Here is a 26362-nt window from a genome sequence, read left to right as displayed (position 1 = left end):
GGCCACCGGCCCGCGTCAGCGGGCGGGGTGCCGGCCCGTCTGCTGACGCGGGATCTCGCTCAGCCGTGCCGCCTGGCGGTGCCGGACCCGGCCGGGGGAGGGGTTGCGCCGCGCGGGCACCTTGGGGGCCAGGGCCACGAAGGCGAGCGGGGCGATGACCGCGACGAGGATCAGCACGATGACGACGTTCATGTTCCTGCCTTCCGCCGGGTACTGATGGTCTGTCACTACTTGTCGTAACCGGAAACAGGCGCCGTAAACACGATGAGTGACGGAGATCGCGGCTTCGGGGGCGTACTACCGCCGCCACATCGACCACATCGGCGGCCCCGACCGGAACGTCATCTCCTCGCCGACCTCGAAGCCGTGGCGGCGGTAGAACGTGAGGTTGCGGCTGTTGCTCGACTCCAGGAAGACCGGGCGGCCGTCCGCGTCCGCCCGTTCCAGCAGGCCGCCGAGGACCACCGAGCCGCGCCCCGTACCGCGAGCGTCGGCGTGGGTGCCGATGTACTCCACGTACCAGTGCGCGGGGTGGGCCGGGTGCCGGTGCTCCAGCGACAGCAACCGTCCCGCGGTACGCGGGAGTTGCCCCCGGCTCGCGCGCAGCAGTGTGCCCGCGTTGCGCAGCAGGTAGCCCGCCGGGAGCTTCCACGCGCCGGGCTCCGCCCAGACGGCCGCCACCGTACGGTCCCGGTCCGTCCAGACCCGGCCGGCCGGGACCTGTTGGGCCAGGTGCGCGGTGAACAGCAGCCGCAGCCGCCGGTCCCGGTCCCGGGGCATCAGCCAGGACCAGACCGGGTCCTCGGCGTACGCGCTGGCCAGTACGCCCGCGAGCGCGGGGACATCGGACGCGGTGGCGCGGACTATGTCGTCGGTCATGGGCGGGGAGCGTAGCGGCCGTCCGTGACCGGCGGCCAGCGTCCCGGCAAGACCGGCCGACCGGCCATCGGGGCGCGATTTTCGGCTATCACCGTGCGGGATCTCGACTGCGTGTCGGGGCCATGTAAATCTGCCGGTGCCTCAGGAATACGTCCACGGTTCGCCCGCCGTTCGCACCGGCGGCCTAGTTTTCGCAGGCGCGCAGACTCCCTCCCCCTTGTGAACCACTCTTCCCCCTCAGAGGTGCCCCGATGACCCTTCAGACCAGCGAGATCCCGTGCGCGGACACCGAAGCCGATGACACCGGCGAGCTCACCAGCGAGATGCGCATCAGCCGCCGCCGCATGTTGCAGACGGCCGCCGTCTCGCTCGGTGCCCTCGCCGCCGGGCCGGTGGCCGACGCGGTCGGCGGTGCGCAGGCGGAGGCGGCCGAATACCGTCTGCCCCAAGGCTTCAAGGGCGATATCTCCGACCTGAAGCACGTGGTGATCCTCATGCAGGAGAACCGTTCCTTCGACCACTACCTCGGCCAGCTGAAGGGAGTGCGCGGCCACGACGACAAGCAGGTCCTGACCTTCCAGGACGGCACCAGCGTCTTCCAGCAGCGCGACGCCACCGGCGCCATCGTGACGCCCGCCGTCTCGACCGCCACCTGGAGCGACAAGCACAACTTCTACGGTGCCAACGGCGGTCGCTGGGACACCTGGGTGCAGGACAAGGGCGACCACTGCATGTGGTACTACACGCCCGACTACATGCCGTGGATGTACTCGCTCGCCTCCCAGTACACCGTCTGCGACATGAACTTCTGCTCGCTGCACGGCCCCACCATCCCCAACCGCTACTACCTGATGAGCGGTGCTGCGGGCGGCGAGACCACCAACGCGGGCCAGAACAACTACACCCGCCGCTGGACCACCGTCCCCGAGCAGCTCCAGCAGGCGGGCATCAACTGGCGGGTCTACTCCGACAACAGCGGCAACGGCGTCGGCAAGAGCCTCCAGAGCGGATACGTCGGCGAGTACGGCTGCAACGTCACCAACAGCTTCGCCGCCTTCGACCCCCGCACCGCCGACCCGGCCGAGCTCGAACCGGGCACCGGCAGGGTCTGGAAGGCCAACTCCTTCGTCTACGCGGGCGCCACCACGCCCAACGACGACTCCGAGGCCAATCTGGACGCCGTCCTGCGCGACCTGATCGCCGCCTGCGAGCCGGGCGCCGAGCATCCGCTGCCCGAGGTTTCCTGGGTGGTCATGCCCGCCGCGTGGAGCGAGCACCCGGGCTTCGACACGGTGCACGGCGAGCGGTACATGAACAAGGTGCTGAAGACCCTCCAGAGCAACGAGGACATCTGGAACCACACCCTGGTGATCATCACGTACGACGAGAACGACGGGAAGTTCGACCACGTCCTGCCGCCGCGCCCGGAGGCGGGCACGCCCGGCGAGTTCTCCGGCACCACCCCGTACGGCTTCGGGCCCCGCGTCCCGATGGTGCTGGTCTCCCCGTGGACGCGCGGCGGCTACGTCGCCTCGGAGGTCTTCGACCACACCTCGACCGTGAAGTTCCTGGAGACCTGGGCCGCGCACCTGGGCAAGCCGTTCACCTGCCCGAACATCACCCCGTGGCGCCGCTCCATCGCCGGGGACCTGACCAGCGCGATCGACTTCGCGCACCCGCGCCCCGGCCCGGTCGTCATCGCGGACCCGGTCACCGGCACCCCGCCGAGGCCGCCCCGCGACCGGATGGAGCCGCGCGGACTCTCCTTCCACCCGCACGCCGTGCTCACCGAGGACCGGGCCACCGGAACGGTGACGGCCGCCATGACGCTCACCGGCGGTCCGGAGGGCAAGGCGGTCAGCCTCCAGGTCTTCCCCGACCGGTACCTCCCGTTCGAGAACATCCCGCACACGGTGAGCGCGGCGGCCCCGCGCACGTACACCTGGGACACGACCGCGACCGACGGCAGATACGCCTTCTCGGTGTACGGCCCCGACGGGTTCCTGCGCTCCTTCGCCGGGCAGCTGCTCCCCGAGGACGCGGACACCCACCACATCGGCCTGCCGCGCGTCGAACCGCGGCTGGTCCGGGGATGGCGCCCGGTGGTCCGCCTGGCGCTGCACAACGACGGCCGCCGTCCGGTCCGCTACACCCTGGTGGCCAACGACTACGCGGGCGGCACCCGGAAGGTCACCGTCCCCGGTGGCCACTCCGCGGTCGTGGACTGGCCCACCGAGCACGGTTACTACGACGTGGTGCTCACCGCCGACACCGGCACCGGCTGGACCCAGCGGTACGCGGGCCGGGTCGCGACGGTGAACGACTGACGGACGGGGCGGGTCCGGCCCGGACCCGCCCCGCCGCGGCTACTTCAGGCCGAACGCCCGGATGACGTCCTGGCTGACCTTCAGCCCGTCCGGCCCCTGGGCGGTGGCCCGCAAAGACACCCAGCCGCCCCGCCCGAGCGGAGTGGCGAGGGCCGCCCGCCACGCCCCGTCGCCGGACCGCTTCAGCGTCACCGGCCGCCAGGTCCTTCCGTCGTCGTACGACACCTGGAGGGTGGCCCCGGTCGCCGCGACCCCGCTGGTGTAGCTGGACGAGCTGAGCCCCAGTTCCACCCGGCTGCCCGCGCGGACCCGGCCGAGGAGGTCGGTGTCGACGTCGTAGCCGAGGTCCAGGACCGGGATCTCCTTCTTGGGCGTGCCCTGCGGCGGGGCCGCCGAGCGGAACGTCCAGGTGGTGTCCGTGGCCGTCGACGCGGCCCAGGTGCCGTTGTCGCGGTCCGTCCTGAGCGAGAGCGTGTACTCCTGCTCGGCGCCCGGCAGCCCGGTGGAGTAGCCCGCGTAGGCGCCCTTGGCCACCACCTCGCCGCCCTGCCGGAGTTCGGAGGACGCGGTACCGCCCGGCGACCGCGCGATGTGCCCGTCCGAGCCACCGGACCAGGCGGGCACGTTCCACGAAATGCCGTTGCTGGTACGGCTGGGCCGCCACAGCCCCTCGCCGAACCGGGGCGCGTTGACCGGCTTGAACCACTCACCGGGGTAGCGCTCGCCCGCCGTGTACGTCCGCCCCGGAGCGACCTCCAGTACGGAGTCGGCGCCGAGGGAGCTCAGGGTGAACCGGTGATCCTCGTTCCACACGCCGAGGCCGTCGGGCACGGGCGTGATGTAGTCGGTGCGCGTGCCGGGGTAGCCCTCCTTCTGCGTACCGCCCACGCCCTGGCCCCAGGCGGGCGTCAGGAGCCGGTGGCCGATGCCCTCGCGGGTGCCCGCGTCCTTGCGGAGCGCGTAGAACGACGTGTCCACGCGGGCCAGTTGCCCGGTGCCGGGGCGGTAGACCAGGTCCCGGTCCGGGATCGAGCCCTTCTGGTACTGGAGCAGGTCGTACTGATACTCCGGGTAGCGGTGCTCGTCGAGGCTCAGGACGCCGAAGCCCGTCTTCGCCTCCCCGATCAGGCGCGCCCCGTCCGCGCTGCCCGTACTGGCCAGCGTCAGGCCGTGGCTGTCGCCGTACGTCTCGTACAGCCGCCCCCGCTGCCCGGCCACGGTGATCAGCACGGCGGCCCCCGCGTCGGCGGCGGCCCGCGCCCGCTCGGCGGGGCTCGACGTGCCGCGGTCCACGATGACCGCGCGGCCCTTCGCGTTCAGCCGGGCGTAGTCGGCGGGGGTGCCGGAGCCCGCGTAGACGGTCCGCAGCAGTCGGTGGCCGTCGTGGTGGGCGGTGCCGTCCTGCCCGGTCAGCTCGACGGAGTGGCCGGTGAGCGTGGTGGCGTCGAGGGCCTTCTGCCGCAGCTGCCAGTGGACCATCAGGTCCTGGACGCCGTCCTCGGTCTGCGAGGCGGGCGAGACGTACAGCTCCGTGTACGCCCTGTCCAGGACGAACGCCGAACCGATGGCGCCCCCGCCCGTGAGGCTGCGGCGGTACTGGACGACCGTCTGCGCGTTCTCCGTCTCGCGCGGTGCGACGGCGCTCACCCGGCGGGCCTTCGTGGCGTCGAGGCGCGCCGTCGCGTCACTGTGGCCGGGGCCGACGGCGACGTCCGGGGCGACGAGCACGGCCATGCCGAGGGCGTCCGGACCGTCACCGTTCACGTCCAGGAAGCCGAAGGCGCTGTAGGTGCGCGCGGGGAGGCGCAGCGTGGTCTTCCCGTAGACCTCCACGAAACCGGGTGCCTGGTTGCCGGGGAAGGTCAGCGCGACCGTACCGGTGGCGGGCTTCCCGTCCCGGCCCGTCAGCTCGATGGTGCAGTCGTACGCCTCCGGCTCCTTGAACAGGGCGTACGCCGTGTGCGCGGCGGTCTCGCCGGTCGCGTGGTCCACCGCGGTCACGAGCCCGGACAGCAGGGTCGTGGGCGTGGAGACGGGCAGCCCCGTCGGGTCGATCCGGAGCGTGACGGCAGCCGTTCCGCCCGCCGGGACGGTCACCGACGGCTCGGACAGCGACACCGTCGAGCCGGTCGTGTCCGTCTTCAGGTCCAGGGTGACGTCGGCGGTCCCCGTGTTGCGGTACGTGATCGTGCGGTCGACCGGTGCCGCGTCCGCGTTCGGCCACTTGAAGGCGGCGGCCGGCACGGAGCCGGGCGCCTCGATCGTGGACTCCACGGCCGCCGCGACGTCCATGCGCCCGGTGCCCTGCTGATAGGGCGTCAGGCCGGTGAGCTTCTTCGACGTGGACATCAGGACGTTCTTGATCCGGTCCGCGCCCCAGTCCGGGTGCGCCTGGTGCAGGATCGCGGCACCACCCGCCACGTGCGGCGTGGCCATCGAGGTGCCGCTCATCGACTGGTACATCGACGCGCCCTCCGCCGGGTGCGCCGCCGCCGCGCTGATGCCCACGCCCGGCGCGGAGATGTCCGGCTTGATGGCGTACGAGCGCGCGACCGGCCCCTGGCTGGAGAAGCCCGCCCGGGCATCGCGCCGGTCGACCGCGCCCACCGTGAGCGCCGAGGCCGCGGCACCGGGCGAACCGATCGAGCCGACCGAGATGTTGTTCCCGGCGGCGACCACGAACAGCGGGCCGCCGTCGGCGGAGAGCCGGTCGATGGCCTGCGAGAGCGGGTCCGTGCCGTCGGACGAACTGTTGGTGCCCAGACTCATCGACACCACGTCGACGCCCTGCTCCGCGGCCCACTCCATCCCGGCCAGGATGTCCGACTGGCTGCCTTCGCCGGTGTCGGACAGCACCTTGCCGACGTAGAGCTTCGCGCCCGGGGCGACTCCCTTCTCCTTGCCGTCGGAGGCCGCTCCCGACCCGGCGATCGTGGAGGCCACATGCGTACCGTGCCCGTGCCGGTCGTCGGCGGTCTCACCCGGTACGAAGCTCTTCTCGGCGGCGATCACGTTCTTGAGGTCCGGGTGGGTGGCGTCGATCCCCGTGTCCAGGACGGCCACCTTGCTGCCCGTCCCGTCGAACCCCTTGGCCCACGCCTCGGGGGCGCGCACCTGGGCGACCGAGTCGCTGAGCGCGGCCTCCACCTTGGCGTCGAGCCACAGCTTGCCGATGCCGCTGCCCGCGTCGAACCCGCGCGCCTTCGCGGGAGCGGCCGGGGCGATGTCCTTCCAGAACGCGCGCCCGTGCCCGGTGTCGGCCTTCATCGCCGTGGCGTCGACCGCGTCGAACCTGCGCACCTGCGAGGTCCCGTCCGGCGCGGCGGGCGGCTCGGCGGCGCGTCCCCCGGGCGCGGTGGCGATGACGGGGATGCCGCCGGAGCGGGCGTCGTCGTAGCCCATGGCCACCAGACCGGTGAGGTTGAACAGCTCGACGTCCAGCTTCCCGGTGGCGATGAGCCCCATCGCCTCGGTCGGGATCGCGTAGGTGTGGTGGCCGTAGCTCTGCACGCTCACCCCGCCGCGCGCGCCCGGCGCCCGGTCGACGGTGACGTCGTCCCGGTCACCGGGGAGGTCCGTGTAGTGGACCACGTCCCCGGTGACCAGGGTGATGTCGTGGACGGGTTGCCCGGCCGCGTCGGGGGCCTGCGCCGTGCCCGCCGTCGCCGTGCCGTCGGCCGACCAGGCGGGCGGTGAGACCAGCAGCGCACCGCTGAGCGCGAGCGCGGCGGCGGTCGCCGCCGGGAGATGCCGGAGACTGTGTCTTGGTCGCGTCATGGAAGGGGTCTGCGCGGCCGGACACCCCGGCAACCCCGGTCACCGTGGCGGGACTGCGTCATGTCGTGAGCTCGTCAAGCGGTGGGCGGGCGCGTGGGCCGTGCCGGTTCGGCCCGGCCGGGACACGCGGGGGCGCGGCCCCCTCAGCCCGCCAGCTCCGCCAGCACCGCGTCGGTGAACGACGGCCACACCTCGACCGCCCACGGGCCGAAGGCCCGGTCGGTGAGCGCGACGCAGGCCGCGCCCGCGGCCGGGTCGACCCAGAGGAAGGTGCCCGACTGCCCGAAGTGGCCGAAGGTCGCGGGGGAGGAGGCGGCACCCGTCCAGTGCGGCGACTTGGAGTCGCGGATCTCGAAGCCGAGGCCCCAGTCGTTGGGGTTCTGGTGGCCATAGCCGGGAAGGACGCCCTTCAGGCCCGGGTGGACCACGGTCTGCGCGGCGAGCACGGTGCGCGGGTCGAGGAGGCGGGGGGCCTGCACCTCGGCGGCGAAGCGCGCGAGGTCGTCCACCGTGGAGACGCCGTCCTTGGCGGGCGAGCCGTCCAGGGTCGTCGCGGTCATCCCGAGCGGTTCCAGGACCGCCTGTCGGACGTACTCCGGGAACGGGATCCCGGTGGCCTTCGCGATGTGGGCGCCCAGCACTTCGAAACCCGCGTTGGAGTAGAGGCGCCGGTTGCCGGGCGGGGCCATCACCCGGTGCTCGTCGAAGGCGAGGCCGCTGGTGTGGGCGAGGAGGTGGCGCACGGTCGAGCCCTCGGGACCCGCCGGTTCGTCCAGCTCCACGGCGCCCTCCTCGTACGCCACCAGCGCCGCGTAGGCCGCGAGCGGTTTGGTGACGGAGGCGAGTGGGAAGCGGTGCGCGGTCGGGCCGTGCGTACCGGCGACCGTGCCGTCCGCTCGTACGACGGCCGCCGCGGCGGTGGGGACGGGCCAGTTCTCGATCATCGCCAGGCTCTGCATGCGTACGAGAGTAGATTCCAGGTCCCACCTGTCGGAAACCGCACCCGGTGTTGCTTGCTTCGAGTGCACTCCAACGTCATAGCGTGGAGGCATGACGGTGATGGAGACCACTTCGACCCGGGCCGATATCTGCGCCTCCGCCCCCTCGGCGCATCCGCGCCCCGACGGGCAGGACCGCTACACGATCAGCGAGGTCGCCGCGTTCACCGGCCTGACCGCCCACACCCTGCGCTGGTACGAGCGGATCGGACTCATGCCGCACGTGGACCGGTCGCACACCGGCCAGCGCCGCTTCAGCAACCGGGACCTCGACTGGCTCGCCTTCGTCACCAAGCTGCGTCTGACCGGGATGCCGGTCGCCCACATGGTCCGGTACGCCGAGCTCATACGCGAGGGCGACCACACCTTCGAGGAACGGCAGGAACTGCTGGAGGCGACCCGCCGCGACGTGAGGACGCGGATCGCGGAGCTCCAGGACACCCTGGCCGTGCTGGACTACAAGATCGACTTCTATGCGGGCGCCCGTGGGGCGCCGGAAGGGCCCAGTGCCTGATGACTGACAACAAGATCGCCACCGTCGAACTCGGCCGGGGCGGCCCCCGCGTCGGGGTCCAGGGCCTCGGCTGCATGGGCATCAGCGAGTTCTACGGCGACACCGACGAGGCATCGGCCCGCGAGACGCTGGAGACGGCGCTGGCGGCGGGCGTCACCCTCTTCGACACCGCCGACATCTACGGCAGCGGCGCCAACGAGACCTTCCTCGCCCCGTTCGTCGGGGCGCACCGCGACGAGATCACCCTCGCCACCAAGTTCGGCATCGAGCGGCGCGCCGACGACCCCGACCACCGGGGCGTCAACAACAGCCCCGCGTACATCCGCAAGGCCGTCGAGGCGAGCCTGCGCCGCCTGGACACCGATGTCATCGACCTCTACTACATGCACCGCCACGACACCGCCGTCCCGTTCGCGGAATCCGTCGGCGCCATGGCCGAGCTGGTCCAGCAGGGCAAGGTCAAGCAGCTCGGGCTGAGCGAGGTCACCGGCGCCGAACTGCGCGAGGCGCACGCCGTGCACCCGATCGCCGCCCTCCAGTCCGAGTGGTCCCTCTTCAGCCGGGACGTGGAGCGCAGCGCGCTCGCCGCCGCCGCGGAGCTGGGCGTCACGGTCGTGCCGTACTCGCCGCTGGGCCGGGGCTTCCTCACCGGGGCCTTCGCGGACGCGGGCAAGGAGCTCGCCCCGGGCGACTTCCGGGCCTCGCAGCCCCGCATGACCGGCGAGAACGCGAAGGCCAACGCGGCGCTCCTGGAGCCCGTCCGCAAGATCGCCGCCGCCCACGGGGCGACCGCCGGGCAGGTCGCGCTCGCCTGGGTGCAGCAGCGCGCCCAGGTCCACGGCATCACCGTCGTCCCGATCCCGGGCACCCGCAGGAGCCACCGCCTCCTGGAGAACGTGGGCGCCACCCGCCTCACGCTCACCGACGACGAGCTCGCCCTCCTCGAACCGATCGCCGGTCGGGTCGCGGGCGACCGCTACCAGGACATGAGCCTGACGTCCCTCGCACGCGAGTAGCGCGGGGTAGCGTCCGTACGAGGCAACCGAGCGAGGAGACACCGGCATGGCGATCCAGCGCATGGACAACGTCGGCATCGTGGTCGAGGACCTGGACGCGGCCATCGCGTTCTTCCGGGAACTCGGCATGGAGCTGGAGGGCAAGGGCGAGGTCCAGGGCGGCTTCGCCGCCCAGTGCACCGGCCTCGACGGCACCCACTGCGAGATCGCCATGCTCCGGACCCCGGACGGGCACAGCCGCCTGGAACTCGCGAAGTACCTCACCCCCGCGCCGATCGACGCCCCGCGCGACCGGCCGCACAACGTGATCGGCACGCACCGCGTCATGTTCGCCGTCGACGACATCGAGGACACCGTCGCCCGGCTCCGTCCTCTCGGCGGCGAACTCGTCGGGTCCATCGCCCGGTTCGAGGACAGCTACCTGCTCTGCTACCTGCGCGGCCCGGACGGCGTCATCGTCGGGTTGGCGGAGGAGCTGGGCGGGAAGAGCTAGGGACCGTTCCCCCGGGTCAGCCCCGGGCGTCCGCGCCTTCGGCGATCGACGCGAACGCCCGCAGCGACTCGGTGCCCGGCGCGAAGTAGCCCGTGTGCCCCGCCGCGTCGTCCGCGGGCACCCGCCGGGCGCCGAACCCCGGCGACGCGGGGTCCGCGCCGTGGCCGAGCCCGGCGAACTCGACGTGCGGGACCTTGCCGATCCAGTCGCCGGGGTCCTTCGCCGCCCAGACCCGCGCCCCGGTGCGCAGACCGGCCACGCTGTCCGCGCGCATCCCGGGCGAGCCGAGGACCACCAGGTCGGCGACGCGCAGCCGGTGCGCGGCCAGGCCGCAGACGACCGAGCCGTAGCTGTGGCAGAACACCGTGGTGACGGGCGTCCCGGCGGCCTCCAGCCCGTCCGTGAACCGGGTCAGCCGCGCGGCACCGGCCTCCGCCAGCGTCCCCCGGGCGGCGTCGAGCCCGAGGCCCACCGGTGTGGTGTACCCGGCCCAGGCGATGACGGCGGTGCCCGGCCCGGTACGGGCGTGCAGCGACCTGGCCATCCCGGCCGGGGTGCCGTACACGTCGGTCGTACGGTCGAAGGTTCCGGCGTCGATGTCGGAGCCGGGCACCACCACGGACACCCGGCGGGCGGCCGCCAGATCGCCGAAGACCTCCGCGACCTGGCCCCGGCCGCGCGGATCGAACGCCAGGAAGCGGCGGGCCGGGTCCTCGGCGAGGTGGGCGTAACGGGGGTCGTGCGAGGCTTGCAGGGCAAGGGCGTTGGCCCGGTAGCGCAGTGCGACGGGGGCGCCGTCGAGGTTGCCGACGACGAGCGGGTGCCGGACAGCCAGGGCCTGCTGCCGCGCCTCGCTCAACCCCGCGAAGAACCGGGCCACTTCGGCGGGCGAGTCCCGCTCCGGATCGGGCAGCTCGCGGCCCAGGCTGCGGTCGGCCCGCCAGGACGCCGTGCCCGGCGGCGGACCCGTGACCGCCTGCTGGGCGTTGCCCGACACCCAGCCCGCCGTCCCCGACACCACGGTGACCGCCAGCGCGGCCGCGACCAGGGTCCTCGCGTAACGTCGCATCCGCCCCGCCCTCCCTCTCCGGCCCGGCCGGCCGGTCCCCGCACGCCGTTCGGCGCGACGGGAGGAAGGTAGGAAGGCGGTGGGTGCGCGGGCGTCACACCGGGGGGCCAACTGCCGTGTGATACCTGGGTAGGGGGCGTGGCGGGCCGTCAGGCGGAGCCGGGGACGACGAGCCCCGCCTCGTACGCGAAGATCACCGCCTGCGCCCGGTCCCGCAGGGACAGCTTGGCCAGGACGCGCCCGATGTGCGTCTTCACCGTCTGCTCGGCGAGCACCAGCTTCGCGGCGATCTCCTGGTTCGACAGGCCGCGCGCGATGAGCTCCAGGACCTCCGTCTCGCGTGGCGTCAACCCGTTGAGCCGCAGCGTCGCCCCGCCCCGGGCCGCCGCCGACGGCCCCTGCTTGGCGAAGTCGGCGATCAGACGGCGCGTCACGGAGGGCGCCAGCAGCGCGTCGCCCGCGGCCACCACCCGGACCGCCGCGATCAGGTCGGCCGGGGGCGCGTCCTTCAGCAGGAAGCCGGACGCCCCGGCCCGCAGCGCCTCGTACACGTAGTCGTCCACGTCGAACGTGGTCAGCATCAGCACCCTGGGCACATGGACCACGCCCGGTGGCGGGTCCAGCAGTTCGCGGGCCGCCGCGAGGCCGTCCATCTCGGGCATCCGGACGTCCATCAGGACCACGTCCGGGTGGACCCGGCGGCTGACGTCGACGCCCTGGCGCCCGTCCGGGGCCTCACCGACCACGTCGATGTCGGCCTGAGCCGCCAGCAGGGCCGCGAAGCCCGCCCGCACCATGGCCTGGTCGTCGACGATGATCACACGGATGGTCACGGTTCCTCCGGACTCAGGGGGCGTCTTCGGGCCCGGCCGGGGACAGCGGCAGCCGCGCGGCGACCCGGAACCCCCCGTCCGGCAGCGGCCCGGCGTCCAGTGAGCCGCCCGTCAACCGTACGCGCTCCCGCATCCCGACCAGACCGTGGCCCGTTCCGGCCGTCTCCAGAGGCGAAACCCGCTGCTCCGGCGGCTCGTTGACGATCAGCACCGTCAACTGCTCGCCGTCCGAGGCGACCGAGACCCGCGTCCGCGCTCCCGGCGCGTGCCGGACCACGTTGGCCAGCGCCTCTTGAACGATCCGGTACGCGGACAGGTCGACGGCCGACGGTACGTCACCCAGGTCGGCGGCCAGCGACAGTTCGGCCGGAAGCCCCGCCCGTACCGTCGCCTCCACCAGTTGCTGCAGGCGGTCGATGCCCGGCTGCGGGGTCCGCTCGCTCTCCGTACCGTCTCCCCGCAGCACCACGAGCAGCCGCCGCATCTCGGCCAGCGACTCCCGGGCGCTCGCCGCGATCGACCCGAACTCCTCGCAGGCCTCGTCCGACAGCTCCGGCAGCCGGTAGGGCGCCGAGTCCGCCTGGACGGTGATCACGGACATGTGGTGGGCGACCACGTCGTGCAGCTCCCGGGCGATCCTGGCCCGCTCCTCCAGCAGCGTCCGCCGGGCGCGTTCCGCCTCGCTGACGGTCTCCTGCTCGGCGAGGCGGCGCTGCGCGACGCGCCGTTCCCGTACCGCCGCGCCGATCACCAGCACCACGGCCGCGAGCAGGGGCAGCAGCAGCGCGGTGCCGTTGCTCCGGTCCGCGCGGACCAGATGGAGGATGAGGCTCGCCGCCCCGGTCGCCAGCCAGACGGCGACGAGCACCCGCCTGGACCGGCGCAGAGCCAGCGCGAGAAGGAGGAAGAGACAGGCGACGAGCGGCGCGGGCGGCCACGGCCACACGTCGTACTCGTGGGCAGGCTGCCCCAGGATCACCAGCGCGCCCGCGATGTCCGCCGGGAAGACGATGCACCAGGCCCACAGCGGCCGGCGCGCCATCAGCAGCAGAGGCCCGGCCTGGGTGACGGCGAGGGTGGTGGCGGCCGCGCCGCCGAGCCCGTACTGATCGAGGAGATTGGCCAGGGTGACGGGGAGGAAGAGCACCGTCAGCGCGATGGCGGCGGCCTGCGGCAGGAAGCTCGTCCAGCGCCGCGAAACGGCCGTGTGCGCAGGGGCGGGAGCGGGTATCGGCTCGGTCATCTCGCTGGCTGCCGACTGCCGGTTACAGCTCGGCCAGGAGCTGCGCCTTCTTGGCGCTGAACTCCTCGTCGGTCACCAGCCCCGCCCGGTGCAGTTCCCCGAGGTGGTGGATGCGCTCCGCGATGTCGGCCGGGTCGCGTCGCGCGGCGGCGGTGAGGGGAGCGGCGGCCGGGGGCGCGGACTGCTTCCTGCGTACGGATTCGAGGACGGCCGCCGCGAAGGGCAGCGACTCGTGGACCGGGCCGTAGCCGAGCCCGAAGATCACCGCCGCGGGGTCCTGATCGGCTCGGGCGGGCCGGGGTATGACCGGCTGGACGCCGGTGGCCGTCCCGGACGTCGCGGGGCCGGAGAGCCCTCCGGACGCGTGGGCCGCGGCGTCGGAGCCCTTGGGCAGCAGCCGCAGATAGCCCTCCAGGCCCTCCGGCGAGCGCCACTCGACCCCGCACAGATCCGTCACCGGGAACGTCTGGTCGCCGGCCTTCCACTTCTCCGACGAGGCACCCGTCCAGAACCAGCGGAACGAGATCCGCTCACCGTCGAAGCCGGCCCGCCCGTCGTACGCCTTGAACTGCATCGGGGCCTCGGGGGCCGCGACCAGGAAACGGTCGGCGGGCTCGCCCGCGTCCGCGCCGAGGCAGGCCCGCAGCTCGTCCGCGTAGTACTCGGCCAGGGTCTCGCGGGCGGCGGGGAGCACCAGCCGGTACGGGTCGCAGCCGTCCTTGAGCTGCCCGGCGGCGGCTTCGACGAGCGGGTCGGCGCCGGGGCGCGGGACGGCACGGAGCACCACCGTGCCCCGCCTGCCCGGGGTCAGCGTCACCGATGACAGAGCCGCGTGCGGGACGCGGCGCTCGCGGAGGCTCTGGAGGAGTCTCGGCGTGCGGATACCCCGTTCGTAGCGGATGAGCACGGAGTCGGCGTCGAACTCCCAGGTGGCATGAATTCCGGCCAGCACATCACCCATGCGCCTCATCGTATGCGGCACTTGCCCGCCCCGTCCCCTCTCGGAGTCGACCGCTTCCGGAGCACGGACGCGGTGTCTCTACGCGCGTCAGGCTGTCGAGTTGGCGTACACCCCGTCGTTGCAGGCAGCGTCGGCCGGTGCGCAGGTCACCGATGGGTACGCGCCAACACCGATCGCGGCGAAGTTGTCCAGGCTCTCGGTGCCCGGCTCGAAGTATCCGCTGTGACCGACCGCGCCGTCCGCCGAGACGACCCGGGCGCCGAAGTCGTGGTCCACCGGATCCGCGCCGTGGCCGAGGCCCCCGAACTCCAGGTTCGGCACGTCCTCGATCCAGTCGCCGCTGTCCCGCATCGCCCACACGTGCGCCCGGGTGTGCAGCTGGCCGGCGTTGTCCGCCCGCATCCCGGGGCTGCCGGCCACCGCGATGTCCTCGACCCGGCCGGGCAGCCTGCTCGCGGCGACCCCGCACAGGACGGAGCCGTAGCTGTGGCAGAACAGCGAGACGGGCGCCGGTCCCGGAAGGGCCCGGACGAGCGCGTCGAGCCGGACCGCCCCGCGCTCGGCGAGGTTGCCGAGGGCGGCGTCCATGCCGATGCCGACGGGCGTGGTGTAGTCGGCCCAGGCGATGACGGCGGTGCGCACCTCGGGGCTCGCGGCGCGCTCGGCGGCGTACAGCGACTTGGCCATGCCGACGGGCGCGGCGTTGGTCTTGGGCCCGGTGCGTTCCAGGGTCAGCAGATTCGTGTCGACGCCGGGCACGACGAGCGAGATGCGCCGGGCCCGGTCCAGGTCGCCGAACACCTCGGCGGCGAGCCCGCGCCCCGACGGGTCGAACGCCAGGAAGTGGCGGTCCCGGCCGAGCATCGAGCGGAACCGGTCCAGGCGGTGCTGGGCCTCGGCGCGGCCGGACGCGGAGAGTCTGGTGTCGTGGACGCGTTTGCGTTCGACCGCGCTCGCCCGCACGATCGCCAGCCGGTTCGCGCGGTAACGGGTGGTGACCGGGGCGCCGTTGAGGTTCCCCACGACGAGTGGGTACCGGTCGGCGAGGTGTGCGCGCTGCGCCGGTGTCAGCGTGGCGAAGAAGTGCGCCAGCTTGTACGGCGGGGTGTCGGCGTCCGGCAGCGGCTGTCCCGCTATCGACCCCTTGGCCCAGGCGGCCAGCGCGAGTGCGCGGGAGTCGCCGGAGCGCTGGTGGTGCACGGCGGTCCAGCCGGTCGTCGCGAGCATCACGAAGACGACCGCGACGGCGAGCAGTGCGCGCCAGGCGGTGAGCGTGGGGGAGGAGTCGAAGGAAGTCACTCCGGACCACCCTAGGAGACGGGTGGAGCCGGTTCGGGGACAGGGTGACGTACATCACCCGACTGTGCGGAAGGACACGGTGATTGCCTCACCCTCTGTGCGGCCCTGCGGCACGCTCCGCGCCCTTCGCGTCAACTCTGTGCGGGCCGTCACCTTTCGGAGTGGACCTGACCTCCAACCCTTCCGATTACTCTGCGTAACGAAGCAGGGTGGGTGCCGGGAGATCCACCTCGGTGGACACCCGCATCAGCACTTTCATCACACGGGGGTTCAACTCGCATGCGTACGACCGTTGCCGCGGCCTTCCTGGCCGTCACCACCCTGTTCGTGCTCGCGCCCGCCGGGACCACCGCGCCCGCGAAGGCCGCCGCGCCCGTCTCCCTGGGGGACTGCGCGAGCGGGCAGCTCTGCCTCTGGGCGAAGCCCGACTTCACCGGCGCCCGGCAGACCCATGAGCTGTCCACCATCGACATCGAGAGCTGCGTCCCGCTGAAACCCGGCACCGCCGCCCAGGCCCTGGCCAACCGCACCGGCCGGCCCGTCACCACCTACCAGTCCGCCGAGTGCGCGGAGACCGGCGAGTTCGAGACGTACCCGGGCGGTGGCACCTGGCTGCCCCGCTCGCCCTACCAGGTGCGCGCCTTCAAGGTGTGGGAAAGCTGACCGGGCCCGGACGCGCCGCGGGGCGGCGGCACCCCTCCCGGGTCCCACCGCCCCGCACCGGGCCGGTCTCCGCGCCTGCGTTACGCGTCGCCGCCCGCGGCCCCGGGATCGGCCGAAGCCACGTCCAGCAGCTCGTAGCGGTCGACCGCCGTCTTCAGTGCCGACCGGTCGATCTTCCCCTCCTTCGCCAGCTCCGTGAGCACCCCGAGCACGATCGACTGCGCGTCGATGTGGAAGTACCGCCGCGCCGCGCCCCGCGTGTCCGCGAACCCGAACCCGTCCGCGCCCAGCGACTGGTACGGACCGGGCACCCAGCGGGAGATCTGGTCCGGCACGGACCGCATCCAGTCCGACACCGCCACGAACGGCCCCTGCGCCCCGGACAGCTTGCGTGTCACGTACGGCACACGCTGCTCCTCCTCCGGGTGCAGCAGGTTGTACCGCTCCACGTCCACGGCCTCGCGCCGCAGCTCGTTCCAGGAGGTCGCCGACCAGACGTCCGCCCGCACGTTCCACTCGTCGGCGAGGATGCGCTGCGCCTCGACCGCCCACGGCACCGCCACACCGGACGCCAGGATCTGGGCCGGGATCTCGCCCTTCTCCCCGCCGCTGTAGCGGTAGACGCCCTTCAGGATGCCCTCGACGTCGACGTCGGCGGGCTCCGCCGGGTGCTGGATCGGCTCGTTGTAGACGGTGAGGTAGTAGAAGACATCCTCACTGTTCTCCCCGTACATCCGGCGCAGACCGTCCTGCACGATGTGCGCGATCTCGTACCCGAACGCCGGGTCGTAGGCCACGCAGGCCGGGTTGGTCGACGCCAGCAACTGCGAGTGCCCGTCGGCGTGCTGGAGCCCCTCGCCCGTCAGCGTCGTCCGGCCGGCCGTGGCGCCCAGCACGAAGCCGCGCGCCAGCTGGTCCGCCATCTGCCAGAACTGGTCACCGGTGCGCTGGAAGCCGAACATCGAGTAGAAGACGTACACCGGGATCAGCGGCTCGCCGTGCGTCGCGTAGGCGGAGCCCGCGGCGATCAGCGAGGCCGTGCAGCCCGCCTCCGAGATGCCGTCGTGCAGCATCTGCCCGGTCGGCGACTCCTTGTACGCGAGCAGCAGATCCCGGTCCACCGACTCATACTGCTGCCCGAGGGGGTTGTAGATCTTCGCGCTCGGGAAGAAGGCGTCCATGCCGAACGTGCGGTACTCGTCGGGCGCGATCAGCACGAAGCGCTTGCCGATCTCCTTGTCCCGCATGAGGTCCTTCAGAATGCGGACGAACGCCATGGTGGTGGCGATCGACTGCTGGCCCGAACCCTTTTTCGCGGCCGCGTACGTCTTGTCCTCGGGCAGCGGCAGCGGCTTCGCACGCACCACCCGGGTCGGGACGTAACCGCCCAGGCCCTTGCGGCGGTCGTGCATGTACTGGATCTCCTCCGAGTCGCGGCCCGGGTGGTAGTACGGCGGGTTGCCGTCCTCCAGCTCCTTGTCCGCGATCGGGATGTGCAGCCGGTCCCGGAACCGCTTCAGGTCCTCGGCGGTCAGCTTCTTCATCTGGTGGGTCGCGTTGCGGCCCTCGAAGTTCGGCCCGAGGGTCCAGCCCTTGACCGTCTGCGCCAGGATCACCGTCGGCTGGCCCTTGTGCGCCTTGGCCGCCGCATAGGCCGCGTACACCTTGCGGTGGTCGTGACCGCCGCGCCCCAGGTGCAGGATCTGCTGGTCGGTCATGTCCTTGACCATCTCGCGCAGCCTCGGGTCGTCCCCGAAGAAGTGCTCCCGGATGTACGCGCCGGTCTCCGTGGCGTACGTCTGGAACTGCCCGTCCGGCGTCGTGTTCAGCTTGTTGACCAGGATGCCCGTGCGGTCCTGCGCCAGCAGCGGGTCCCAGGACCGGTCCCAGACCAGCTTGATCACGTTCCACCCGGCGCCCCGGAACTGGGACTCCAGCTCCTGGATGACCTTGCCGTTGCCGCGCACCGGGCCGTCGAGGCGCTGAAGGTTGCAGTTGACGACGAAGGTCAGGTTGTCCAGGCCCTCGCGGGCGGCGATGGACAGCTGCCCGAGCGACTCCGGCTCGTCCATCTCGCCGTCGCCGAGATACGCCCACACATGGGAGTTCGCGGTGTCGGCGAGGCCGCGCGCCTCCATGTAGCGGTTCATCCGCGCCTGGTAGATCGCGCCGAGCGGGCCGAGGCCCATCGACACCGTCGGGAACTCCCAGAAGTCCGGCATCAGCCGCGGGTGCGGATAGCTGGACAGCCCGTTCGGCGCCTTCGACTTCTCCTGGCGGAACGCGTCCAGCTGCGCCTCGCTCAGCCGGTCCAGCAGGAAGGCGCGGGCATAGATCCCGGGCGAGGCGTGCCCCTGGAAGAAGATCTGGTCGCCGCCCAGACCGTCGTCCTTGCCGCGGAAGAAGTGGTTGAACCCGACGTCGTACAACGAGGCCGAGGAGGCGAACGTGGCGATGTGGCCGCCCACGCCGATCCCCGGTCGCTGGGCGCGCGAGACCATCACGGCCGCGTTCCAGCGGGTCGCGTTGAGGATCTTGCGCTCGATCTCCTCGTCGCCGGGGAAGAACGGCTCGTCCTTCGTGGCGATCGTGTTGACGTAGTCCGTGCTGCGCATCTCCGGCACGGCCACGCGCTTCTCGCGCGCTCGCTCGATGAGCCGGAGCATGAGATAGCGGGCCCGCTCACGGCCTCGCTCGTCGACGGCGGCGTCGAGGGAGTCGAGCCATTCCTGGGTCTCTTCGGGATCAAAATCCGGGACCTGACTCGGAAGGCCGCCAATGATGATCGGGTTGCGATCGGATCCGGAAGCCACGCTGTTCCTTCGCTGTTCGGTGCTGCGCTTCGGGGCCTGTTACGGGAGTCCTGCCCCCGGACATGAGGATGAGTACGCCATCCCCATCGTGTACCGCTGAAACGCGTACGTCATCTCTACCGAAAGGTAACCGCGAACGCGTCCCCGGGCGGGTTCCGCCGGGACGGATGGACGGCCGTCGAGTGGGTATCGGTGCAGGCAGAAGGTGCCGGACAGGACGGGGCAGGCGGGATGAGAGGGGACGGAACGCAACCATACGCCCAAGACGTGCAAGTGTTCCCAAAAGCTGCTCGGCTCCGAATGCCGGACCGAAACGGCATAAGCTGTCCAAGGACGTAGGACACGACAGGAGTGGAGGAGGGCGCGGGGCCTCGCAGGGAGGCTGCCTGAAGGACGGCGACGTGACCGGAATCGTCACCGTTTAGGCGGTCTCGCACGCTGGGTACTTGCGCGATCCGCCGCTCCCGTGTGGACTACGGCCAGCGCCCCGCGCACGCGCGTGGCTGAAGCATTTTCCGAAACATGATCAGGAGGCAACCCGTGAGCGCGACCGCGGACCACGCGGAGGAGCGGACCAACCCGGCGACACGCCTGGGGTTCGAGCCCGGACAGGTGGTCCAGGAGATCGGCTACGACGACGACGTCGAGCTGGAGCTCCGTGAGGGCATTGAGGCCATTACCGGCCAGGATCTCGTCGACGAGGACTACGACGACATCGCTGACGTCGTCCTGCTGTGGTTCCGCGACGAGGACGGCGACCTTACGGACGCGCTGGTGGATGCCATTGGTCTGCTCGAGGACGGCGGCGTGGTCTGGCTGATGACGCCGAAGACCGGCCGCGACGGATACGTCGAGCCGAGCGACATCAACGAGGCCGCCCAGACCGCAGGGCTCGCCCAGACCAAGAGCGTCAACGCGGGCAAGGACTGGTCGGGAAGCCGTCTCGTCACGCCCAAAGCGGCCAAGGCCAAGCGCTGACCCCACCAACCCCTGAGGGCCCCCGACAGGCATCGCGCCGGCCGGGGGCCTTCGTACATCCGTGTCCCCGTTACTCACTGGCTTGATCCGCCCGCGGGCGGGAAGCTTTCCCGGGTGCCGCACGGGCGCCCGGGGGGTCTGCGTAGGGTGGGGGTCACCCGGACAGCCCAGCCCGGTGACGTAGCGAAGGGACGCGTTTTCATGGCGATCGAGGTCGGCACCCAGGCCCCGGATTTCGAGCTGAAGGACAACCACGGCCGCGCCGTGAAGCTCTCCGACTTCCGGGGCGAGAAGAACGTGGTGCTGCTGTTCTACCCGTTCGCCTTCACCGGCGTGTGCACGGGTGAGCTGTGCGCGCTCCGCGACGAGCTGCCCACGTTCGAGAACGACGACACGCAGCTGCTGGCCGTGTCCAACGACTCGATCCACACCCTGCGCGTCTTCGCCGAGCAGGAGGGGCTGGAGTACCCGCTGCTCTCCGACTTCTGGCCGCACGGCGAGACCTCGCGTGCCTACGGCGTCTTCGACGAGGAGAAGGGCTGCGCGGTGCGCGGCACCTTCATCATCGACAAGGAGGGCGTGGTGCGCTGGACGGTCGTCAACGCCCTGCCCGACGCGCGCGACCTCAACGACTACATCAAGGCGCTCGGCGCCCTCTGATCCGGCTCCGGGCGGATCGCGGGCCGAACCGGGGCGGAAAGCCTGTTTCGGCCGGGAACCGGTCACTAGGATCCACTCGTTGATCGGATGTCAACACGACGTGGAGGCGCCGGCACCGGCCGGCCCCCAAGAAACCAATGGGAGGACTCGTGGGAGTCAGCCTCAGCAAGGGCGGCAACGTCTCGCTGACCAAGGCCGCGCCCAACCTGACCGCGGTCATCGTGGGTCTCGGCTGGGACGCCCGTACCACCACCGGCGGGGACTTCGACCTCGACGCCAGTGCTCTGCTGACGAACGCCGAGGGCAAGGTCGCCAACGACGGCAACTTCGTCTTCTTCAACAACCTCAAGAGCCCCGACGGCTCCGTCGAGCACACCGGTGACAACCTCACCGGTGAGGGCGAGGGCGACGACGAGGTCATCAACGTCAACCTGGCCACGGTCCCGGCCGACGTCGACAAGATCGTCTTCCCGGTCTCGATCTACGAGGCCGAGACCCGCCAGCAGAGCTTCGGCCAGGTCCGCAACGCGTACATCCGCGTCGTCAACCAGGCCGACAACAGCGAGCTCGCGCGCTACGACCTGTCCGAGGACGCCTCGACCGAGACCGCCATGGTCTTCGGCGAGCTGTACCGCAACGGCGCGGAGTGGAAGTTCCGCGCCATCGGCCAGGGGTACGCCTCCGGTCTGCGCGGCATCGCGCAGGACTTCGGCGTCAACGTCTGACCTGCCCGGGGCCGCGGCCCCGGCACCAGCATTCCCGTCCGGCGCCGCACCACGTGCGGCGCCGGACGCGCTCGACGGACAGTTCTTCCGGTCGCACGGGGTCGGCCGGCGGCTCCGTCCGGTACAAAGACGGTTCATAGACTCGGGGAGGACACACCATGGGCGTCACGCTCGCCAAGGGAGGCAATGTCTCCCTCTCCAAGGCCGCACCCAATCTCACCCAGGTGCTGGTCGGGCTCGGCTGGGACGCACGATCCACGACGGGGGCCGACTTCGACCTGGACGCCAGCGCACTGCTGTGCCAGTCGGGCCGGGTCCTCGGTGACGAGTGGTTCGTGTTCTACAACAACCTCACGAGCCCCGACGGTTCCGTGGAGCACACCGGTGACAACCTCACGGGTGAGGGCGAGGGCGACGACGAGTCGATCATCGTGAACCTCACGCAGGTGCCGGCCCACTGCGACAAGATCGTCTTTCCGGTCTCGATTCACGAGGCCGACAATCGCGGTCAGACATTCGGCCAGGTCAGCAACGCGTTCATCCGCGTCGTCAATCAGGCGGACGGCCAGGAACTCGCGCGTTACGACCTCACCGAGGACGCCTCCACGGAGACCGCGATGATCTTCGGAGAGCTCTACCGCTACAACGGCGAGTGGAAGTTCCGTGCAGTTGGTCAGGGGTACGCATCGGGGCTTCGCGGCATCGCTCTAGACTTCGGGGTCAACGTTTCGTAAAGCCGCGCACGGCGCGGGGGAGCCCCGTGCACATCGGGGGAGACCCGTTACATACATGATGGGGTAGCCAGTGCTTCTGAAAACCTTCGGGTGGTCGTTCGCGATCACCGTGATCGGCCTTGTGGCCGCGTGGTTCTACGGGGGGTGGGAAGCCTTCGGCGTGGTGGCGATCCTTTCCGTCCTGGAGATCTCGCTGTCCTTCGACAACGCCGTTGTCAACGCCGGAATCCTGAAGAAGATGTCCGCCTTCTGGCAGAAGATCTTCCTCACCATCGGCGTGATCATTGCGGTCTTCGGTATGCGGCTGGTCTTCCCCGTCGTCATCGTCGCCATCACCGCGAGCCTGAACCCGATCGACGCCATCGATCTCTCGTTCAACGACCCGGACCGCTACAAGGAACTCGTCACGGACGCCCACCCGGCGATCGCCGCGTTCGGTGGCATGTTCCTCCTCATGATCTTCCTCGACTTCATCTTCGAGGACCGTGACATCCAGTGGCTCCGCTGGCTGGAGCGCCCGCTGGCCAAGCTCGGCAAGGTCGACATGCTGTCGGTCTGCATCGCGCTCATCGTCCTGCTGATCTCCGCGATGACCGTCGCCACCCACGCCCACCAGCACGGCGGCGGGCACGTGGACAAGGCGGAGACCGTCCTGCTCTCCGGTATCGCCGGTCTGATCACGTATCTCATCGTCGGCGGACTCTCCGGCTACTTCGAGGACAAGCTCGAAGAGGAGGAGGAGCGCGAGCACGAGGCCGAGGAAGAGGCCAAGAAGAGCGGCAAGAAGATCTCCGCGATCGCCCTTTCCGGCAAGGCCGCCTTCTTCATGTTCCTCTACCTGGAAGTCCTCGACGCGTCCTTCTCGTTCGACGGCGTGATCGGCGCCTTCGCCATCACCAACGAGATCGTGCTCATGGCGCTCGGCCTCGGCATCGGCGCCATGTACGTCCGTTCGCTCACGGTCTACCTGGTCCGCCAGGGCACCCTGGACGACTACGTCTACCTGGAGCACGGCGCGCACTACGCGATCGGCGCGCTGGCCGTCATCCTGCTCGTCACGATCCAGTACGAGATCAACGAGATCATCACCGGTCTCGTCGGCGTCATCCTGATCGCCTGGTCCTTCTGGTCCTCCGTACGCCGCAACAAGGCGCTGGAGGCGGAAGAAGGACAGAGCGAAGTGACCGCCGGGGTGTGACCCGGTAGGAATTCAGGGAACGCTCTCTGCGGGGCGGCTCGTACGGCAACGGTTCCGGGACACACCCGGAGGCGGCCCGGAGCCGCCCCGCAGTGGTGCGTGCGTCGTACGCGCCGCGTGCGACGGGTGAGGACCGAGAGGGCGGGGTCGGGGATGGCGTTCTGGAACAACCTGTGGCCGGGGCGGGAGACACAGTTCGAGTCGGGGAACGCGGCCACCAACTCCATCGTGCTCACCCGGCGACACGCCACGGTCTCGCTGACGAAGCAGGGGGCGTTGAGCGGGAACCTCCGCGTCAACCTCTCCTGGCGCATGCGCACCTCGGACATCGGGGGGCGCTCCGGGCAGAGCGGCCGGCTGCTGCGCCCCTTCAAGCTCTTCCAGCCGGAGGCCGTCCAGGCGCACACCCAGGGGATGGTCAATGTCGACCTGGACCTCGGCTGCATGTACGAGCTGGCGGACGGCACCCGGGGCGTGGTGCAGCCCCTGGGCAATCTGCTCGGCGATCTGAACGGGCCGCCCTACATCAGGCTCAGCGGCGACGACCGCTTCGGCGCCCCCTCCGGCGAGACGCTCTACGTCAACCTCGATCAGCGCGAGCACATCAAGCGGCTGCTGTTCTTCGTCTACATCTACGACCAGACGCCCGCCTTCGACCGTACGCACGCCAAGGTGACGCTCTACCCGGGCAACGGGCCGCGCATCGAGATCGAGCTGGACGAGCGCGCCCCGCAGGCCCGCTCCTGCGCGGTCTTCACGGTGGAGAACATCAAGGACGAGCTGATCGTGCGGCGCGAGGTGAAATTCGTCTACGGCTTCCAGTCCGAACTGGACCGGATGTACGGCTTCGGCATGCAGTGGGGGCGCGGCTACAAGACGCGTACCTAGGAGCCCTCAGGGCCGTATGAACTGCGGGCCCTGCGGAGGCAGCACGAAATTCGGGTCGGGAGCGGGCGCCGCGGCGGGAGCGGGCTGCGGATAGCCGTAGGCGGGCTGCGCGGAGGCCGGCTGCGGATAGCCGTACGCGGGCTGCGGCGCCGGGGTGGCCGGCTGCGGATAGCCGTACGAGGGCTGCTGGTGCAGCACGGTCGCCTGCGAGTCCGGTACGGGCGCCGGGGCGGGCGGGACCGAGGGCGGCGCCGGGGCGGGCGGCTGGGGCTCGGGCTCCGCCTCGTCGACCGAGATGCCGAACGCGGTCGCGAGGCCGATGAGCCCCGTGGGGTAGCCCTGCCCGACCGCCCGGAACTTCCAGCCGTCGCCGCGCCGGTACAGCTCGCCGCAGATGATCGCGGTCTCCTCGCCGGTCTCCGCGCGCACATCGAACACGGCGAGCGGTTCGCCGCCGGCCGCCGCGGCGTCGTAGACCAGGATGCGCAGATCGCGTACGGCTCCGAAGGCGGCCCCGTCCGAGGACGCGGCGATGACCACCTGTTCGACCGACGGGTCGAGCGCGTTCAGGTCGGCCTCGATGGTGTCCGTCAGGCCCTCGGGCAGGCTGCGCTTGGGCAGCCTGCGCACCAGCCCCGAGGGGTGGCGCGGCTGGTTGTAGAAGACGAAGTCCTCGTCGGAGCGCACGCGCCCACCGGCGCCGAGCAGCAGGGCCGAGGCGTCCACATCGGGTACCCCGGCGCCCGGCGTCCAGCGCAGCACGGCCCGTACGGCCAGGGCGTCGAGGGGGACGTTCGAGCCTTTCACCATCGCGTGCGTCATGCCGGTCATCCTGCCTGCTGGCCGCCCGTGCGGACAACGCGGGGGGCGGAGTCAGTGTCCCGGGTGCCAGGCGGATTCACCCAGTCCGCCACTTTTGAAATTCGTGCGAAACGGTCACGGCACCAGGAATTCACCCAGGCTGGGAACTGCCGACACCCGTTCGTACGTACTATTACCGGCCACACGTTGTCCGGTCGGTCAGAGAGTACGGGGGGAATTGCATGCGTCATTTCGGGCATGTCGCGGCTGCTGCGAAGGACGGGCTCTTCTTCCAGGAACCCTGTGCGTTCGACGCCGACTCGCCGTCCCCCGTCCTCTCCGCGGCCCTCGGCGCCACGCTCTACAGCCCCGCCACCCGCCCCCGGCTCGCCGACGACATCGTCAAGCTGGCCGGGCGCGGAGTCGTCTCGATGGTGCTGTGCCTGGAGGACTCGATCGACGACTCCGAGGTCGCCGGGGCCGAGGAGAACCTGGTCCGGCAGTTCGCCGACCTGGACGCGCGCTCCATCGAGCCGCCGCTGCTGTTCATCCGGGTCCGCGAACCGGACCAGATCACCGACCTGGTGCGCCGGCTCGGCGCGTCCGTCCGGCTGCTGTCCGGCTTCGTGCTCCCCAAGTTCACGCGCGCCCGGGGCGTCCCGTTCATGGAGGCCCTGACCAAGGCCGAGGCCGCCGCGGGCCGCAGGCTCTTCGCCATGCCCGTGCTCGAATCGCCCGAGCTCCTTCACCTGGAGACCCGCCGCGAAACCCTCCGGGGCATCGCCGAGACCGTCACCGCGCACCGTGACCGGGTCCTCGCGCTCCGCCTCGGCGTCACGGACTTCTGCTCCGCCTACGGACTGCGGCGCTCGCCCGACATGACGGCGTACGACGTCGGCATCGTCGCCCATGTCATCGCGGACGTCGTCAACGTGCTCGGCCGGGCCGACGGGACGGGCTTCACGGTCACCGGGCCCGTCTGGGAGTACTTCCCCCGCCAGGAGCGCATGTTCAAGCCGCAGCTGCGGAACAGCCCCTTCCAGGAGAACCGCGCCGAGGCGCTGCGCACCGCGCTCATCGCGCACGACCTGGACGGACTGCTGCGCGAGATCGACCTGGACCGGGCCAACGGGCTGCTCGGGAAGACCTGCATCCACCCCTCGCACATCGCCCCCGTGCACGCACTCTCCGTGGTCAGTCACGAAGAGTTCAGCGACGCCCAGGACATCCTGCGGCCCGAGAGCAACGGCGGCGGGGTGCTGCGCTCCGCGTACACGAACAAGATGAACGAGGTGAAGCCCCACCGGGCCTGGGCCGAGCGCACCCTGCTGCGCGCCAAGGTCTTCGGCGTGGCCCGGGAGGACGTCGGCTTCGTGGACCTGCTGGCGGCCTGCCTCGCGGAGTGAGGGGGACCGGCGGGACGATCGGAGAGGGACCCGGCACCGAGCACGGCACCGGGTCCGACAGGCGAGTGGAAAGAGGGACGACGGACG

The 26362-nt window shown here is 71.2% G+C and carries 23 protein-coding genes; 12 read left to right on the top strand and 11 right to left on the bottom strand.

What is annotated here, in order from left to right; translation table 11 throughout:
* Positions 1–15 precede the first annotated feature (15 nt).
* Positions 16–192: a hypothetical protein gene (locus ACZ6C6_RS03110; protein WP_469198510.1), complete on the bottom strand. Its 177-nt coding sequence runs from the start codon at positions 190–192 to the stop codon at positions 16–18.
* A gap of 105 nt (positions 193–297) precedes the next feature.
* The gene (locus tag ACZ6C6_RS03105; protein ID WP_469198508.1) at positions 298–879 is read right to left on the bottom strand and encodes a GNAT family N-acetyltransferase; all 582 of its coding nucleotides are present in this window, start codon (positions 877–879) and stop codon (positions 298–300) included.
* A gap of 251 nt (positions 880–1130) precedes the next feature.
* Here ACZ6C6_RS03105 and ACZ6C6_RS03100 point away from each other — a divergent pair, with 251 nt between their 5' ends.
* Entirely contained in the window at positions 1131–3206 is a 2076-nt protein-coding gene (locus tag ACZ6C6_RS03100) for an alkaline phosphatase family protein (RefSeq protein WP_469198506.1), read from the top strand.
* Positions 3207–3245: 39 nt separating this feature from the next.
* Here the strand turns inward: ACZ6C6_RS03100 and ACZ6C6_RS03095 are convergent, their stop codons facing one another.
* Together ACZ6C6_RS03095 and ACZ6C6_RS03090 are read right to left on the bottom strand one after the other, a co-directional pair.
* Entirely contained in the window at positions 3246–6983 is a 3738-nt protein-coding gene (locus ACZ6C6_RS03095; protein ID WP_469198504.1) for a S8 family peptidase, read from the bottom strand.
* 143 nt (positions 6984–7126) lie between these two features.
* Complete coding sequence (locus tag ACZ6C6_RS03090) at positions 7127–7942, bottom strand: serine hydrolase domain-containing protein (RefSeq protein WP_469198502.1); 816 nt, start codon at positions 7940–7942, stop codon at positions 7127–7129.
* Between the two features lie 91 nt (positions 7943–8033).
* On the opposite strand from ACZ6C6_RS03090, the gene ACZ6C6_RS03085 reads away from it, so the two are divergent.
* Genes ACZ6C6_RS03085 through ACZ6C6_RS03075 form a run of 3 tightly spaced genes read left to right on the top strand, consistent with a single transcriptional unit; the run spans position 8034 to position 10004 of the window.
* Positions 8034–8495 (top strand): MerR family transcriptional regulator, encoded by a 462-nt coding sequence (locus tag ACZ6C6_RS03085; RefSeq protein WP_164630260.1) that lies wholly within the window; start codon positions 8034–8036, stop codon positions 8493–8495.
* Positions 8495–9511, top strand: a complete 1017-nt coding sequence (locus ACZ6C6_RS03080) for an aldo/keto reductase (RefSeq protein WP_469198499.1) — start codon at positions 8495–8497, stop codon at positions 9509–9511. Before ACZ6C6_RS03085 ends, ACZ6C6_RS03080 begins: the two co-directional genes overlap by 1 nt.
* A 46-nt stretch (positions 9512–9557) precedes the next feature.
* Entirely contained in the window at positions 9558–10004 is a 447-nt protein-coding gene (locus ACZ6C6_RS03075; RefSeq protein WP_469198497.1) for a VOC family protein, read from the top strand.
* Positions 10005–10020: 16 nt separating this feature from the next.
* Here ACZ6C6_RS03075 and ACZ6C6_RS03070 read toward each other — a convergent pair whose 3' ends face one another.
* The 5 genes from ACZ6C6_RS03070 to ACZ6C6_RS03050 form a co-directional block, all read right to left on the bottom strand.
* On the bottom strand, positions 10021–11073 hold the full coding sequence (locus tag ACZ6C6_RS03070; protein WP_469198495.1) for an alpha/beta hydrolase: 1053 nt from the start codon (positions 11071–11073) through the stop codon (positions 10021–10023).
* Between the two features lie 149 nt (positions 11074–11222).
* A complete protein-coding gene (locus tag ACZ6C6_RS03065; RefSeq protein ID WP_469198493.1) occupies positions 11223–11906 on the bottom strand; it encodes a response regulator in 684 nt (227 codons plus the stop codon).
* A 13-nt stretch (positions 11907–11919) separates the two neighbouring features.
* Positions 11920–13149 carry a sensor histidine kinase gene (locus ACZ6C6_RS03060; protein WP_469198492.1) on the bottom strand — a complete coding sequence of 410 codons (1230 nt, stop codon included), beginning with the start codon at positions 13147–13149 and terminating at the stop codon, positions 11920–11922.
* Between the two features lie 22 nt (positions 13150–13171).
* Positions 13172–14110 (bottom strand): DUF4429 domain-containing protein, encoded by a 939-nt coding sequence (locus tag ACZ6C6_RS03055; protein WP_469198490.1) that lies wholly within the window; start codon positions 14108–14110, stop codon positions 13172–13174.
* Between the two features lie 87 nt (positions 14111–14197).
* Positions 14198–15409, bottom strand: a complete 1212-nt coding sequence (locus ACZ6C6_RS03050; RefSeq protein ID WP_469198488.1) for an alpha/beta hydrolase — start codon at positions 15407–15409, stop codon at positions 14198–14200.
* A 279-nt stretch (positions 15410–15688) separates the two neighbouring features.
* Between ACZ6C6_RS03050 and ACZ6C6_RS03045 the strand changes: the two genes are divergently transcribed.
* On the top strand, positions 15689–16072 hold the full coding sequence (locus tag ACZ6C6_RS03045; RefSeq protein ID WP_469198486.1) for a peptidase inhibitor family I36 protein: 384 nt from the start codon (positions 15689–15691) through the stop codon (positions 16070–16072).
* Positions 16073–16152: 80 nt separating this feature from the next.
* Here ACZ6C6_RS03045 and aceE read toward each other — a convergent pair whose 3' ends face one another.
* The gene (aceE, locus tag ACZ6C6_RS03040) at positions 16153–18885 is read right to left on the bottom strand and encodes a pyruvate dehydrogenase (acetyl-transferring), homodimeric type (RefSeq protein ID WP_469198484.1); all 2733 of its coding nucleotides are present in this window, start codon (positions 18883–18885) and stop codon (positions 16153–16155) included.
* 540 nt (positions 18886–19425) lie between these two features.
* On the opposite strand from aceE, the gene ACZ6C6_RS03035 reads away from it, so the two are divergent.
* From ACZ6C6_RS03035 to ACZ6C6_RS03010, 6 genes are all read left to right on the top strand, one after another.
* Positions 19426–19863 carry a DUF3052 domain-containing protein gene (locus ACZ6C6_RS03035; RefSeq protein WP_469198482.1) on the top strand — a complete coding sequence of 146 codons (438 nt, stop codon included), beginning with the start codon at positions 19426–19428 and terminating at the stop codon, positions 19861–19863.
* A 201-nt stretch (positions 19864–20064) separates the two neighbouring features.
* The gene (locus tag ACZ6C6_RS03030) at positions 20065–20523 is read left to right on the top strand and encodes a peroxiredoxin (RefSeq protein ID WP_469198480.1); all 459 of its coding nucleotides are present in this window, start codon (positions 20065–20067) and stop codon (positions 20521–20523) included.
* Positions 20524–20672: 149 nt separating this feature from the next.
* Complete coding sequence (locus ACZ6C6_RS03025) at positions 20673–21248, top strand: TerD family protein (protein WP_026171553.1); 576 nt, start codon at positions 20673–20675, stop codon at positions 21246–21248.
* 158 nt (positions 21249–21406) lie between these two features.
* Complete coding sequence (locus ACZ6C6_RS03020) at positions 21407–21982, top strand: TerD family protein (RefSeq protein WP_018103347.1); 576 nt, start codon at positions 21407–21409, stop codon at positions 21980–21982.
* 70 nt (positions 21983–22052) lie between these two features.
* Positions 22053–23180: a DUF475 domain-containing protein gene (locus tag ACZ6C6_RS03015; protein ID WP_469198478.1), complete on the top strand. Its 1128-nt coding sequence runs from the start codon at positions 22053–22055 to the stop codon at positions 23178–23180.
* Between the two features lie 153 nt (positions 23181–23333).
* Positions 23334–24068, top strand: a complete 735-nt coding sequence (locus ACZ6C6_RS03010; RefSeq protein ID WP_469198477.1) for a TerD family protein — start codon at positions 23334–23336, stop codon at positions 24066–24068.
* A gap of 6 nt (positions 24069–24074) precedes the next feature.
* Here the strand turns inward: ACZ6C6_RS03010 and ACZ6C6_RS03005 are convergent, their stop codons facing one another.
* A complete protein-coding gene (locus ACZ6C6_RS03005) occupies positions 24075–24890 on the bottom strand; it encodes a TerD family protein (RefSeq protein ID WP_469198475.1) in 816 nt (271 codons plus the stop codon).
* A 221-nt stretch (positions 24891–25111) separates the two neighbouring features.
* Here ACZ6C6_RS03005 and ACZ6C6_RS03000 point away from each other — a divergent pair, with 221 nt between their 5' ends.
* Positions 25112–26275 (top strand): HpcH/HpaI aldolase/citrate lyase family protein, encoded by a 1164-nt coding sequence (locus ACZ6C6_RS03000; RefSeq protein ID WP_469198473.1) that lies wholly within the window; start codon positions 25112–25114, stop codon positions 26273–26275.
* The last annotated feature ends 87 nt before the right edge of the window (positions 26276–26362 follow it).

The organism is Streptomyces sp. NPDC041814, from assembly GCF_055590565.1.
This window is presented reverse-complemented; position numbering and strand designations above follow the sequence as displayed.